The organism is Paenibacillus sp. J22R56, assembly GCF_056269375.1.
The window spans coordinates 134,049-147,603 of record NZ_JBWDNV010000005.1 but is presented as its reverse complement, the minus strand read 5'-3'; the positions used below and the strand labels follow the sequence as shown (position 1 = coordinate 147,603).

Annotated in this window: 16 protein-coding genes; 9 read left to right on the top strand and 7 right to left on the bottom strand. The window is 45.3% G+C overall.

The genetic code is table 11. From position 1 onward, the window contains the following. Positions 1 to 93: 93 nt before the first annotated feature. The 5 genes from AC0YNT_RS13645 (at position 94) to AC0YNT_RS13625 (ending at position 4,185) form a co-directional block, all read left to right on the top strand. Positions 94 to 1,374, top strand: coding sequence for an acetylornithine deacetylase (locus tag AC0YNT_RS13645; protein WP_475805085.1), 1,281 nt, complete (start codon positions 94 to 96; stop codon positions 1,372 to 1,374). Between the two features lie 70 nt (positions 1,375 to 1,444). Next, on the top strand, positions 1,445 to 1,900 hold the full coding sequence (locus AC0YNT_RS13640; RefSeq protein WP_475805084.1) for a DinB family protein: 456 nt from the start codon (positions 1,445 to 1,447) through the stop codon (positions 1,898 to 1,900). A 68-nt stretch (positions 1,901 to 1,968) separates the two neighbouring features. Further along, the gene (locus AC0YNT_RS13635) at positions 1,969 to 2,577 is read left to right on the top strand and encodes a hypothetical protein (RefSeq protein WP_475805083.1); all 609 of its coding nucleotides are present in this window, start codon (positions 1,969 to 1,971) and stop codon (positions 2,575 to 2,577) included. Positions 2,578 to 2,676: 99 nt separating this feature from the next. Further along, positions 2,677 to 3,303, top strand: coding sequence for a hypothetical protein (locus AC0YNT_RS13630; protein ID WP_167279829.1), 627 nt, complete (start codon positions 2,677 to 2,679; stop codon positions 3,301 to 3,303). A gap of 102 nt (positions 3,304 to 3,405) precedes the next feature. Beyond that, positions 3,406 to 4,185, top strand: coding sequence for a TetR/AcrR family transcriptional regulator (locus AC0YNT_RS13625; RefSeq protein WP_475805082.1), 780 nt, complete (start codon positions 3,406 to 3,408; stop codon positions 4,183 to 4,185). 51 nt (positions 4,186 to 4,236) lie between these two features. Here the strand turns inward: AC0YNT_RS13625 and AC0YNT_RS13620 are convergent, their stop codons facing one another. Together AC0YNT_RS13620 and AC0YNT_RS13615 are read right to left on the bottom strand one after the other, a co-directional pair. Next, complete coding sequence (locus tag AC0YNT_RS13620; RefSeq protein WP_475805081.1) at positions 4,237 to 5,025, bottom strand: ABC transporter permease; 789 nt, start codon at positions 5,023 to 5,025, stop codon at positions 4,237 to 4,239. Then, positions 5,022 to 5,906: an ATP-binding cassette domain-containing protein gene (locus AC0YNT_RS13615; RefSeq protein ID WP_475805080.1), complete on the bottom strand. Its 885-nt coding sequence runs from the start codon at positions 5,904 to 5,906 to the stop codon at positions 5,022 to 5,024. Before AC0YNT_RS13615 ends, AC0YNT_RS13620 begins: the two co-directional genes overlap by 4 nt. A gap of 278 nt (positions 5,907 to 6,184) precedes the next feature. Here AC0YNT_RS13615 and AC0YNT_RS13610 point away from each other — a divergent pair, with 278 nt between their 5' ends. Further along, positions 6,185 to 6,508, top strand: a complete 324-nt coding sequence (locus tag AC0YNT_RS13610) for a YtxH domain-containing protein (protein ID WP_475805079.1) — start codon at positions 6,185 to 6,187, stop codon at positions 6,506 to 6,508. A gap of 346 nt (positions 6,509 to 6,854) precedes the next feature. Here the strand turns inward: AC0YNT_RS13610 and AC0YNT_RS13605 are convergent, their stop codons facing one another. The 3 genes from AC0YNT_RS13605 to AC0YNT_RS13595 are packed head-to-tail and all read right to left on the bottom strand — an operon-like array spanning position 6,855 to position 8,558. Next, positions 6,855 to 7,631, bottom strand: a complete 777-nt coding sequence (locus AC0YNT_RS13605) for a sigma-70 family RNA polymerase sigma factor (RefSeq protein WP_475805078.1) — start codon at positions 7,629 to 7,631, stop codon at positions 6,855 to 6,857. Beyond that, on the bottom strand, positions 7,628 to 8,068 hold the full coding sequence (gene rsbW / locus AC0YNT_RS13600; protein ID WP_475805317.1) for an anti-sigma B factor RsbW: 441 nt from the start codon (positions 8,066 to 8,068) through the stop codon (positions 7,628 to 7,630). Before rsbW (AC0YNT_RS13600) ends, AC0YNT_RS13605 begins: the two co-directional genes overlap by 4 nt. Before the next feature lie 37 nt (positions 8,069 to 8,105). Further along, positions 8,106 to 8,558, bottom strand: coding sequence for a DUF948 domain-containing protein (locus AC0YNT_RS13595; protein ID WP_475805077.1), 453 nt, complete (start codon positions 8,556 to 8,558; stop codon positions 8,106 to 8,108). A gap of 119 nt (positions 8,559 to 8,677) precedes the next feature. Here AC0YNT_RS13595 and AC0YNT_RS13590 point away from each other — a divergent pair, with 119 nt between their 5' ends. The 3 genes from AC0YNT_RS13590 to AC0YNT_RS13580 all read left to right on the top strand — a co-directional run bounded on the left by AC0YNT_RS13590 (position 8,678) and on the right by AC0YNT_RS13580 (position 12,651). Then, entirely contained in the window at positions 8,678 to 11,347 is a 2,670-nt protein-coding gene (locus AC0YNT_RS13590) for an ATP-binding protein (protein ID WP_475805076.1), read from the top strand. After that, positions 11,347 to 12,213: a CheR family methyltransferase gene (locus AC0YNT_RS13585; protein WP_475805075.1), complete on the top strand. Its 867-nt coding sequence runs from the start codon at positions 11,347 to 11,349 to the stop codon at positions 12,211 to 12,213. The genes AC0YNT_RS13590 and AC0YNT_RS13585 overlap by 1 nt, the downstream gene beginning before the upstream one ends. Positions 12,214 to 12,345: 132 nt before the next feature. After that, the gene (locus AC0YNT_RS13580; RefSeq protein ID WP_475805074.1) at positions 12,346 to 12,651 is read left to right on the top strand and encodes a hypothetical protein; all 306 of its coding nucleotides are present in this window, start codon (positions 12,346 to 12,348) and stop codon (positions 12,649 to 12,651) included. A 139-nt stretch (positions 12,652 to 12,790) separates the two neighbouring features. Here the strand turns inward: AC0YNT_RS13580 and rsbW (AC0YNT_RS13575) are convergent, their stop codons facing one another. Together rsbW (AC0YNT_RS13575) and AC0YNT_RS13570 are read right to left on the bottom strand one after the other, a co-directional pair. Then, complete coding sequence (rsbW, locus tag AC0YNT_RS13575) at positions 12,791 to 13,219, bottom strand: anti-sigma B factor RsbW (protein WP_475805073.1); 429 nt, start codon at positions 13,217 to 13,219, stop codon at positions 12,791 to 12,793. Beyond that, entirely contained in the window at positions 13,216 to 13,548 is a 333-nt protein-coding gene (locus tag AC0YNT_RS13570; protein ID WP_475805072.1) for an STAS domain-containing protein, read from the bottom strand. Before AC0YNT_RS13570 ends, rsbW (AC0YNT_RS13575) begins: the two co-directional genes overlap by 4 nt. Positions 13,549 to 13,555: the final 7 nt, after the last annotated feature.

Here is a 13,555-nt window from a genome sequence, read left to right as displayed (position 1 = left end):
TAAATTTTTTTGAGCGTTGTAAAAATTGCTCCATGGGGATCAAATCCTCTATAGTAGGAATGAAAGTTCCTATTGAAATGAGGGATCTAATAGATGAAGGAATTCCAGTTGAAGCATGTATGGGATCAAGTGGAGGAACGGCAGGAGGAATTGCTCGCTTTGCTGGCCGAACTGGTCGCATTTCCGACTGTAAGCCCGCCAGCGCGCAATACGATGCAGGCGCAGCAGTTTATGGAGGAGCAGCTAAGCAGTCTTGGCTTTGAGACTGAACTGTGGGAGGTATATCCGGGTGATCCCAATGTGACGGCTGTTCGTAAAGGAACTAACAATGGGGCTTACCGGAGTCTGCTGCTGAACGGACATATGGATGTTGCAGAAGTAGGCGACAGCTCGGAATGGTCGGTTAATCCGTTTCGCTTATCCGTTCTTGATGGACGAGCTTACGGCCGCGGGACAGCGGATATGAAGGGCGGCCTCGCTGCCATGCTGTTTGCAGTCAAGCTTCTATTAGAAGCAGAAATTGAGCTGAAAGGGAATTTGCTCTTCCAATCCGTTATCGGAGAAGAGGCCGGAGAGGCAGGGACAAGAGCTTGTATGGAGCGGGGCTGCACAGCGGATTTCGCCATTGTGGCGGATACAAGTCATTTGGCCGTTCAGGGCCAAGGAGGGGTTATTACCGGCTGGGTGACGGTGCAAAGTCCGGTAACCCATCATGACGCAATGCGTTCCCGCATGATTCATGCAGGAGGCGGGCTGCATGGCGCAAGTGCGATTGAGAAGATGGCGAAGCTGATTACCGGACTCCAGGAGCTCGAACGGCATTGGGCGGTTACGAAGTCGTATCCGGGATTCCTTCCGGGGTCCAATACCATTAACCCCGCTGTTATTGAAGGGGGACGCCATGCGGCCTTTATTGCGGACCGGTGCTCGTTATGGATAACGGTTCATTTTTACCCGGATGAAGATTATGAATCTGTAGCTGCAGAGATCGAGGAGCATTTGCTTCGTGTAGCGCAAGGTGATCCGTGGCTTCGACATAATCCGCCTGAGTTCCGTTGGGGCGGCAGGTCGATGATCGAGGAGCGGGGAGAAATTTTCCCTTCATTAAAGCTTGATCAGGATGATGATGGGGTTAAGGCATTGTTAACGAATCATGAGAAGGTACTGAAGCGTGAAGCCGAAGTCGGGATGACTCCAACCGTTACGGACGCTGGCTGGATCGGAAGGGTAGGGATTCCAACGGTCATTTACGGCCCCGGGGAACTGGGTAAGGCTCATGCTGTTGACGAAAGCTTGGATATAAGGGAGCTTGTAGATTATACGAAGGTTATGATTGCTTTTATCGCGGATTGGTGCAACCGGGAAAAGGCATAAAAGATGAAATTGAAAGGTTCAGCCATTATAATGAATAGTGATAATAATGAACCAGAGGAGAGATCATAAGATGACTAACATCAATGAGTTTATTGCGGGCTGGAAGAGCCATCGCAACGTATTGCATGACATGCTGGCAGAGGTAACAACAGAGCAATTGTCCTTTAAGCCTTGGGAAAAAGGCATGACGGTCGCGGAGCTTGTCCTACATATTACCGGTGCGATGGAGATGTTCGCAAAAACTGTACAACATGGTGCTTACACGCCAGGCAGCAAGCAGACGTTTGCAAGTGCAGAGGAACTGAGAGCTGGTGTAGCCGCAGCTACAGAACAAACAGAAGCGATTCTTCGTTCGCTTACTCCAGAGCAGCTTGCGCAATCGATTGACTTCTTTGGCAATCCGGTTCCGGGCTTTGCTTTGCTCCAAAATGCAAAAGACCATGAGATTCATCATAAAGGCCAACTGTTTACTTATTTGCGTCTGGCAGGCATCGAGAAGCTTCCCTTCTTCGTAAGCCGTGGATAGGACTGTTAAAGTATAGCACTGGACGGTACAAAGCGCCGAATGATATGATGCTTGAGGGTGATTACAAGATGAATAATGAAATGACGAATACGGATAATAACGATAATACCGAAGTATGGGACTCCCTGATGAAGACGATCTTTCAGAAGGGTCTCGCAACTTTAAGACCGTTTTTCCCGAATGTGGAAGGTCTTATTGTAAACGATGAGAAATTCGGTCAAATCTTCATTTACCGGGTGACGAATGATTTCAAGCAGTCGTATGACTGCGGCTTCTTCCTTCGCGAGCTGGCTGAGCAATTCCAGGACGGCGGCCGGGATGCAGGGGAATGGATGGCATCCTTCTTCTATGAGCTGATGAAGACGACGAAGGGCGGTAAGGAACTGCCTGCACCACATGAGAGCGAACAGAAGGAAGAGGAATTTATTGATCATGTTCTGTTCCCTCATTGCCTTGGTGCGGTCAGCGAGGAGTTTGCTCCTCTCAGGATTACGGGAAAAAGAGGACTAGATGATAATCATACGCCAGTTCTGGAGCTCGGATTCGTGGACATTCCTTCGGAGAAATGCGTCTTCCCGATTCATTACCTGTACAAGATGATGCAATTGAATCGTGATCCTTCAGATACCCTTCTAATTGCACTATCTAAGCTTCGTCAGAAGCATGGTGTTATCTAATTATGGTAGTAAAGCCGTCCCTTGAGGCGGCTTTCTTTTGTTGGAAATGGACTAGACTGATTAATTAGTGGAATGATATGATGAATACGGGTGAAGCGAATGAATAACGAGACGACAAACGAAGAAATTAAAGGCAGTCAAGAAGAAGAAGCGAAGCAATTCGCTGAGCTGGTAAATGCGGTCCAGCATAACGGTTTTGTCGCTTTGAGACAACATTTTGAAGACGTCCAAGGCCAAGTATTAAATCAAGAGCTTTATGGTCCCGTATTTGTTTACAAAGTGAAGGATGAGTCGGGCAGCGACTACGTATGCGGTTTCTTCCTTCGTGAGTTAATTGCGAATTTCCAGGCAGGCAACGAAGAAGCAACAGAATGGATGGCTTCATTTTTCTATGAATTAATGAAAGTCGAAGGGGGCAAACCGCTTCCACAACCTCCTGCAAGCGAAGACGATGCCAAAGCATTAATTGATAAGGTATTAATTCCGCACTGCATTAAGGCTGTTGAAGAGGAATTCCCTGAGGAGAAGGTTCACGCAGGACTTGCTTGGAACGAAGAGTTGAAAGGCCCAGTGTTTGAAACGGGCTTCCCGGCTATTTCTGATGGCAATAATGTTTGCGCTTTCTCTCTTCATCTGTTGTATACGCATCTGTTGATCAATCGTGATCCGGCAGAATTGCTCCTGAAAGGTTTGTACAAAATTCGGACAGAGCATGGTATGGATTAAAGAAAAACGGCCTCGTGATGAGGCCGTTTTTTTATTTGATTGTGTTATACTGTATACATAGTAAGCAATTACATTCGAGGTCGGGCATGGAGGAAAGATAGAATGCAAAATGAAGATGAGATTGAGGTTTTAAAAAGCCTGCCTCGCGGAGTGGCGTTAGCATGGGGCCTTGTGAAAGAATCACAAAGAGGACCAAAGCGGGAATTGACAATTGACCAAATCGTTGAGAAGGCAGTCGCTATCGCGGATAACGAAGGTCTTGCTGCAGTATCCATGAGCAAGGTTGCTGCTTCTTTAGGCTTTACGGCAATGTCTCTTTATCGATATGTTGAAAGTAAAGATGATCTATTGCTGCTGATGCAGGAGGCCGTCTGCAAATCCGCTCTGCAAATGAGTGAAGAGATAACGGATTGGCGTGATGGCATCCGTCAGTATGTACGTGGATGTATTAAAGTTTTCGTCGAGCATCCATGGTATGGAGAGGTTCCGATTGCAGGTGTACCCGTAACTCCCAATAACCTGCTCTATGTGGATTTGGCACTACGTCCGATGCGGGGCTTCTCGCTTAATGACTATGAGAAAATGTCAATGGTTCTGCTCATCAGCAGCTACGCGCGGTCAGTCGGTATGGTGCAAAGGGATATGGTGCGGGCGATTAAAGGAGGCGCAAGCCCGGGGGCATTCAGCGGTCAAAATTATAGCAAGGCGCTCAAGCTTCTTGTTAAAGCGGAGGATTATCCAGATTTACAACCGATTGTAGCATCAGGTGTCTATACGGAGGAGAATCCAGCGGATAATCCGATTGGGGATGATTTTGATTTTGGACTAGAGCGGATTATGGATGGGATTGAGCATTATCTTGCGTCCAAAACACAGATATAAAAAAGACAACAGCTCGATTGATTTCATCGAGTTGTTGTCTTTTTTACGGAATTACCGGCGTCCGGCTTTTTTTCGGAAGGAGGAGATGCTCCATATGAACGCTACGGCCAGAATGAGCAGGCACCAGCCGACAGCCCACCATGGACTATTATCAAGTGGCGTACCTGTTAGCAGCCCCCGAATTGTCTCGATGACTGGTGTAATTGGCTGATGGTTCGCAACACCTCGCAGCCATGTTGGCATCGTGTCAGTCGGAACGAAGGCACTGGATAAATAGGGGAGGAACAAGAGCGCAAAGCCATATCCACTTGCAGCGGATGGACTTCCGGCAACTAATCCAATAGCCGCGAAGAGCCAAGTGAAGGTGAGAATGAACAACGTAATGACAGCAATGGCAAGGATCCAGTCCACCAGGCTTCCTGTAGGCCGGAAACCGACCAACAGAGCTACACCAAAGACAACTCCTGTGGCGAACAAATTACGGATAAGACTTGCAACAACGTGGCCGGTTACAACACTAAGACTTGCAATGGGCATTGTCCGAAATCGGTCGATAATACCGTTGGTCATATCATTGGATACATCTACGGCTGTACTTGAAGAGCCAAATCCTGCGCATAATAAAATAATGCCGGGAACGACGTAATTGACATAGTCTCCGCTTGAATCGATAGCTCCTCCAAATACATAGGTAAAGAGCAGCATAAGCATAACAGGAAGCATGATGGCCATAAGCAGCGCCTCTGTATTACGCAGGCTGTGACGGATGCTTCGGCCAATAAAAACAAGGTTCGTAACAGCAAGTGATGCCGGCTTAAGCGGCTTATTGGTCGTGATCATGCGTGTATAGTCTCCTTTGCAGAAGTTAAGGCAACAAAAACATCGTCCATACTTGGTCTGCGAATATTAACACGCGTTCCAAGTGGCACCGAGCGGACCAGTTCATTTAAGGTGCGGCTAATATCCTCGATGCTGCCGCTCGTCGGGATGGTATGAATAACCTCATCATCGGCATTCAGCAATTCAATAACTTCACCACCGACATGTGACTTCAGCTCTTCCGAGCTTCCGACCGCAACGATCCGTCCACCGTTAATAACTCCGATTCTGTCTGCAAGCTGATCCGCTTCTTCTAAATATTGTGTAGTAAGGAAGACTGTCATGCCATTCTTAGTAAGCTGCTTAATAATCTCCCATAGGGCGCGCCGGCTAATGGTATCAAGGCCAGTAGTCGGTTCATCCAGAAAAATAACAGGGCGGCTGACAACAAGGCTTATCGCAAGATCGAGTCTTCGCCTCATACCTCCGGAATAGGTTTTTACCTTTTTCTTAGCCGCGTCCACAAGATCAAATGCCTTTAGAAGCTCAACTGTACGCTGCCGGGACTCTGCGGTTGTTAGGCCGGAAAGCCTGCCGATCAGGATTAAATTTTCTTCCGCTGATAAGACTTCGTCTACGGCGGCGAATTGACCAGTAAGGCTAATGGTTTGTTTCACCTGATCCTGCTGCGTTAGGACATCGTACCCGCCTACACGGACTTTTCCTTCATCCGGCGCAATTAAGGTAGATAGAATATGAATAAGGGTTGTTTTTCCAGCACCGTTTGGACCAAGCAGGGCAAAGACGGTTCCGGCTGGTACCGAGAGGTTGATACCATTAAGCACAATCTGCTTGCCAAAGTTCTTTCGCAAATTGGATACTTCAATCGCCATTTGATTCACAAGATTCCTCATTTCTGTGTACGTCGTACACTGATTATTATATAAACAGTATATGATATAAACAATAAAAGACGCAACGACTTTTTTGCATATCTGCATACAAATTTTATGGGACATGGTTAATTTAATGTATGATGGGCTTGCTCGAATAATTGAAGCGATAGATAAAATCCTGCTTTTTATAAATGATGCGTTTCAGAATAACCGAATTGGTGTAATAGATAATACGAGATCGAAAATGGTTTCGAATACAACTGCTGAATAAAGGAGAGATATCTATGCCAAAGGAAAACTCAGGTAACGGAATGCTTGTAGGTACAATTGTCGGGACTGCTGTAGGTGCGGTTGGGGCGCTGCTGCTTGCTCCAAAATCAGGTGAGAAGCTGAGGGAGGATATCTCGAATAAATTCCAAGCCTTCAGCCAAAGGACACAGGATCTTGCTTCCACAGCCCGCGATAAAACGAAGGATGTATTATCCGGTGTGAAGGAAGAAACCTCGGATTTGGCTAATCACGCGAGAAAATCCAATGAGCATGTGATGGATGCCTTAAGCTCTGCAAAAGATGATGTGAAAGACAAGCTCAGATCTTCTTCCAATTAAACTGTTATCATAAGAAAGAGCTGTCCTGCGGGACAGCTTTTTTCTGTGTGTTATAAAATGGAAAAAAGGGGCTGTCTCAAAAGGAAAGTTCGGAAAATTTGGCTGGTAGAGTAGAGTCGCGGAAGCCGCTCCTTTGTTTCGGTGTTTGGATAGTATCAAAATGTAAGGGATATGGTTAACTGCAAACGGAGCAATTCGAATGATTCTGGAGAAGCGAAGAGTATGCTTACGAAGTAGCTTTCTTTCAGAAAGCTTTGAGCAATGGCGATCGGAAGAACATTCGAATGTGTAGGTTGCTGTTTAACCCAAAGAAAACACCTGTCTCATTATTGAGACAGGCGTTGGATCAGCCTCCTTCGCTTTGCGGCGGTTGAAACAGCTGCCTTAGCTTATCGAGGGCTCTTTTTTGGAATCGGGAAACGCTCATTTGTGATACTCCAAGCTGATCTGCAATTTCACGCTGGGATTGTCCATGCTGGTATACGAGGAGAAGCACCTTGCGCTCCTCCTCCTTCAGCTGTTCCAAGGCTTCATTCAAAGCCATTCGATTATCGACATGGCGGTAGTCATCCGTTTGATCGCTGATGACATCTCCAATGGTGGCACTGTCAGCTTCACTCGAGAGAGGAGTATCAAGGGAAACATACTGATATGATTCCCTTGAAGATAACACTTCGATCGTTTCCTCTATCGTTAATCCCAGATGCTCCGCAATTTCATCCATCTTCGGTGAACGCTCAAGCTTAGTTGTTAGTTCATCAATGGTCTTCTGAACGAGCAAGCCTTTTTCTTTCATATTTCGAGGTACTTGTATATACCAAGATTTGTCGCGCAAATAGTTTTTAAGCTGACCGATGACGCTTTTCATGGCATAACCTTCGAAAGGTATACCTTTGTCGCTGTCAAATTGCTTAAATAACCGCAGCATCGACATTTGACCAACCTGGAATAGATCTTCATATAAATCAGGGCGGTTACGTGAAATTTTGGACACGGCCATCCGAACAAGCGGTTCATAATGCTGCAATAATGCCGTTGCGGCATCATTGCAGCTCATTTCCTTATATCGCTGAAGCAGCTCTGCTGCTTGTTCTTGATTTAGGAAGGATGAATGTGATTTCATGCCATCTCCTCTTTCCTACCAAGTCGCTTGGTGAGAAGCACCTCTGTACCCATCTCTGAGCGGACCTCCACATTGTCCATCAAAGCCTGCATCAGAAATAGGCCGAGTCCTCCCACATTTGCATCGCTTAATGGTTTGTGATGTAGGGAAGCATTGGCAATAAGGGTTGGTTCAAACAAAAAGCTGCTGCCAGAATCTTTCACCCGGATTTGAAGGAAGTCCTGCTCCATTTCAAATACAATTTCCATAATGCCGAAATCGCTGCCGTTGTAAGCATGAAGGACAACATTACTGCATGCTTCTGTAACGGCTACTTTCATATCTTCAATTTCCTCGTAGGAAAAGCCTTCTTTGGCAGCTAACCCTGACAAGGTTAGTCTTACGACATCGATATATTCGGCTTTTGCGGGAATGGTTAAGCTTACCCATGGTTTCATCATTATCCTCTTTCCTCTCTGCTTATCCTATTATAACTTAATTATTCTTGAGCTTTCGCCAAATTCGTATGGAAGACATAATACCGTCAGTTACTGCGCTGATCTTTTTGGTTTTGTGCGAATGGACGGATTCGGAATCGTATACCTCATGCTGCTCCTTGCCTTTTAAGGTTGTAACCAAACTTGCAGCGGATTCCTTCATGACGTGTGTGAAGCTATGCACAGCTTGTCCGACGTCATTGACGGTTGCGAACAGGACATCCAGCGATCTTAGTTTTGTGCGAACATCAAGTGTCATTTCATTCGTGTTATGAATCATTTCTTTAACGTCAACTGAAATTTGCGAGACGTCGCTTCTTAATTCACCAACTGTTAATCGAACCTCTTCTAACGCGGCTTTTAGTACTTTCATAGTCTGAATGAGGAAGTACATGAGAACGACAATAGCAACGGTAATGACAATAATACTGATCTGAATGTAGAGATCCATGGAATTCACATCCTCTTTTGTTTCATAAATACCCTGAATTTATAGCATTGAAACAGCAGTCTGAGTGAAGAGATAATGGTATACTTAATAGAAGAGAAAAGAAGAGAAGGAGAATTGATATGCTTCGAGCGTTTAAATTTAATATCCGAAGCAAGATTGCAATCGGGTATTTCCTAATTCTCATCTGCCTAGGAGTTTCAATTGTGACGGTTACGGACCGTATTGAAGCGCTGCAAAACGAAGTGGAGACAATTACGACCCGGGATGTCGAAATTCATAATTTGATTGCTTCCATTCAATATGATGCAATCAGTATGGAGACTGCCCAGCGCGGTTTTCTGCTGACTGGAGATGAGAGTTATCTAGCTCCTTACAATAAAGGGGTATCCCAGTGGGAAGCTAATTACAACAGTTTATATGCCTATATTTCTGATAATCCCAGCACGAAGAAGGAGCTTGAAGAAATTAAGGTCACGATTCAGGAATGGATCAGCAAGGCTGGAGAGCCAACGATTGCGATGAAAAAGCAAGATATGGATGATGATATTATTGCCTTTTTCCAAAATGATATCGGCAAACAGCAGATGGATGACCTGCGTACGAAGTTTGACGCCATCGGTAATCAAGAAGTTCAGTCCACGAAGCTGCATATTATTGATTTGGAAAATAAGAACAGGCTGCTCACCATCGGCATTTACGTTCTGCTCCTGATTGCATCGATTATTTCGTTTATGATCGTTTCTTTTGTTTCTCGCTCTATTGTGGGAACGATCAAGCAGGTTGTCAGTACGATTAAGGAAATCGCTTCATCTGGCGGCAGTCTTGCAACAAGAATTCATGTGAATACCAATGATGAAATCAAAGAGCTTGGCGATGCAACTAATCAGTTATTATCAAGCCTTGAGGCACAAAGCTGGATTCAATCCAATGTGGCAGAAATGGCTACTATGACGCAAGGTATAAACAATCTTGAATTGTTGGCACAATCCTTCCTAACGAAGGTAGCCCCTATGGTGAATGCCACTTATGGCGTATTTTATATTCGCAGAGGGACAGGGGATCAGCAGCGGCTGGAGAAGTTAGCCTCTTACGCAGGTTCAGGCGAGGGTGCTGGCAAAGAGGTCTTCCGTTTTGGAGAAGGGCTGGTTGGTCAATGTGCGTTGGAAAAACGAGTGTTCCTTATTAATCAGCGGAAGGAGCAAGCACCTCTAATTACGACAGGGCTTGTAGATTTCGAACCGCGTAGTATCCTCATGGTGCCGATTGAATATGAAGACCGGTTAGAGGCAGTCATCGAGTTTGCTTCCTTAGAATCATTCACTTCCCTGCATTTGAAGCTGTTGGAGGAGATTGAGAAAGATTTCGGGATTGCGGTCAACAATGTAGCAGGCCGTATGGAAGTAGAGCGACTGCTGAGCGAATCGCAGGTGCTGACGGAAGAACTCCAAATGCAGCAAGAGGAAATGCGGATGACAACCGAACATCTCGAGGAGCAGTATTTGATCGCTGAGCAGAAAACAAAGGAACTGGAGAAAGCGAAAGAAGAGCTGGAGGATTATTCCGAGCAATTGCAGAAAAGCTCGCAGTACAAAACAAATTTCCTTGCGAATATGTCTCATGAGCTTCGGACGCCGCTTAACAGCATTCTTATCTTGTCTCAGTTGCTTGCTGAGAATGAGAACCAAACATTAGGTGAGGATGAAGCAGGTTTTGCAAAAGTTATTCATACGTCCGGCACGGATCTATTGAAGCTGATTGACGATATTCTCGATCTGTCGAAGATAGAAGCTGGGAAAGTGATTCTTACCGTAGACGAGGTTAATCTGACCGAGATCCCAGAGCTCATGAAGCTGACTTTTAACCCAATAGCAGAGAAAAAGGATATTGCATTTGTTATAGACATGGATGCTAATCTGCCTAATGTCTGGTATACCGATGGGCAGAGATTGCAGCAGATTCTGAAAAATCTGTTGTCCAATGCTTTCAAGTTTACGGATAAAGGCTCCGTTCAATTGCGGTTTGAGCATACTAGTCAAGACATGCTGGCCATATCAGTTACCGATACCGGAATTGGCATACCGAAGGATAAGCAAAAGCTGATCTTTGAGGCTTTCCAGCAGGTTGATGGCAATACAAACAGGTTATATGGCGGTACAGGGCTAGGTTTATCCATCTGCAGCGAATTTGTGAAGCTGCTTGGCGGGTCAATTGAGCTGAACAGTACAATAGATAAAGGAAGCTGCTTCACGGTATATTTGCCGCAGCTTAGTCAAGAGAAGCTTGACTCTATCCTTCTTGCACAACAAGAAGCAGCTGCTGCGGCTGAGCTGATGGCCGCTGAATCTGAAGTTCTAGAACAAGATATGAAACAAAAGATTACGGAGAATGCCAGAACTTCCGAGTTTGCCGGTAAAAAGGTACTGTTGGTTGAAGATGATGCTCGTAATGTGTTCGCTCTTGTTCATGCACTTGAGAGTAAGAACATGCAAGTGACTGTAGCTGGCAACGGCAAGCGGTGTCTAGAGATTTTACGCAGTGATAGCGATTTTGATCTTGTGCTGATGGACATTATGATGCCGCTTATGGACGGTTATGAGACGATGAGAGAGATGCGTAAGGATTCACAGCTGCAGTCGCTGCCAATTATTGCACTAACTGCGAAAGCGATGAAGGCTGACCGTGACAAATGTCTGGAAGCAGGGGCTTCTGACTATATAAGCAAGCCGTTACAGATGGACCAGCTGTTCTCACTGATGCGGGTGTGGTTGACGAAGCAGGTGGGGAATTAATGGATCATGATGCACTCGATATGTCTACGGATGAACTTCCGGTCAGCGAATGGGAAAGCATTGAGACTGAATTGTTGATTGAAGGGTTATATCGTGCGTATGGCCATGATTTCCGCCATTATTTACGCTCCTCGATTCGCCGTCGTATTCGAAACAGGATGTACATGGACGGCGTTGCGACAGTGACAGAGCTACTAGGGAAGGTACTTCATGAGCCTGATTATGTGAATAAGCTGGTGAATGACTTCTCTATTAAGGTGACAGAAATGTTCCGTGATCCAAGCTTCTTCCGTGCGTTTCGCGAGAATGCTGTTCCGCTGCTTAGGAAGCTGCCGGAGATTCGAATATGGCATGCTGGCTGCTCGACAGGCGAAGAGGTTTATTCCATGGCGATTCTACTACAAGAGGAAGGCCTCTTAGATAAAGCCAAAATTTACGCTACTGACATGAGTGAGTGGGCTATTGATCAGGCGAAGGCAGGGAAATTCCCTCTGAAGCGGATGCAGGCTTTTACGAAAAATTATTTGCATGCCGGCGGTTCAAAGGAATTTTCAGGTTATTATTCGACGAACAGTGATTATGCGTTCTTCAATAGCTCCTTGGCGGATCAAATGATATTCGCTCAGCATAATTTGGCTACGGACAGTACCTTTAACGAATTTCATGTGATCCTATGCCGCAATGTGATGATCTATTTCGACCCCGAGCTGCAAAATCGAGTCCATAAGTTGTTCCATGACAGTTTATCGGCAGACGGCATTCTGGCTTTGGGCAGCATGGAATACCTCATTGCTCCATGGAAGCAGCATTATGAGGAGCTAGCGGACGGCGAACGTCTTTTTAAGAAAAAAGCTTTAGAAAGATAGTAAGAATACAAGGTCCTGCCTATTGTCGATGACAGTAAGGCGGGATTTTGCTATTCTAATGAATGATTGCCATTTAATGTTTTGTGTTTTATTCTGGAAAATGCTATTGATAGACAGAGGAGGTGATCATCCATGAGAGAGAAAAAAACGGTGCAATTGGAGCATCTGGATGAGCTCTTAAAGCATGCTCAAATAAAGATCCAGCAAAAAAACGATAAGCTGCATAAACAAATCGAAAAAATCCAGGAAGCAATCTGGTGTCTGGAGGCCAAACGATTGGTATACATCCATGCACAAGAAAACACCTTGGAAATTGAGAACCTTATCACACAAAGAAATGAAGAAATAAATAAACTGATGGACGAGCTAAAGGTTAACAATAGAAGGGAATATATTCAAGCTATTAAACGATCAATTGAAGAAATAAAGGTGATGTAATAACCCCTCATAATTCCTCCAGATTATTGTCTTTAAGACGCCCTCAACTAACAGCCTCAGCATCATTCCTTGCTTCTGCTTGCATATAGAGTTGTTAATGAAAAATGCAAAAGGCCAGCGAGTATTCGCCGGCCTTTTGTTATTGACTGATATATTTGGTCATGATGACTTCCGTTCCGCTGTCCGTGGATTGAACCGTTACTTCATCCATAAGAGCCTCCATTAAATAGATGCCCAGCCCGCCAACGGGAAGTTCACTAATCTCAATACCTTGAAGAGGTGGAGTATTCTCATCAGCTGTGGTTTCGGAATGCTCGAATGGTTCCCCTTCATTTTTAACAATGACGGTCATACCAGCCTCAGAAGGCTGAAAGCAAACATCGATTAAGCTGCCACCATTTTCCTGAGAGCGGCCATGAAGCACCGCATTGGTACAAGCTTCTGAGACGGCTACTTTCATATCCTCAATGTCCTCATAGGAGAAGGACAGCTTGGACGCAATACCATAAAGGCATACTCTGACGATCTCGATATAGTCGGCATGGGAAGGGATTTGTAATCGTATCATGTTTGTTGTTCTGTCCCTTCCGTTAAATATCCGGAAATGCCAGTTAGATCAAATAATCGTTGAATGGTAGGCGGGATTTCCTGCACGGATAAAGAGGCGTTAATCCCGTCACGGTATTTCAGTACGGATACAATAATACCTATTCCTGTACTGTCGATATATTTTAAGTCTCTAAGATTCAGCACCAAAGCGCGATCTGTACGCTCCATAACAGGCTCCAAAGCGGCTCTTAACTGAGTTACGACCGATAGGTCGAGTTCACCGCTAAGGGATAAAATATAGCTGTCGTTCGTTTCTGTTTGTTCGATCTGAAATTGCTGCTGCTTCATTAGATTC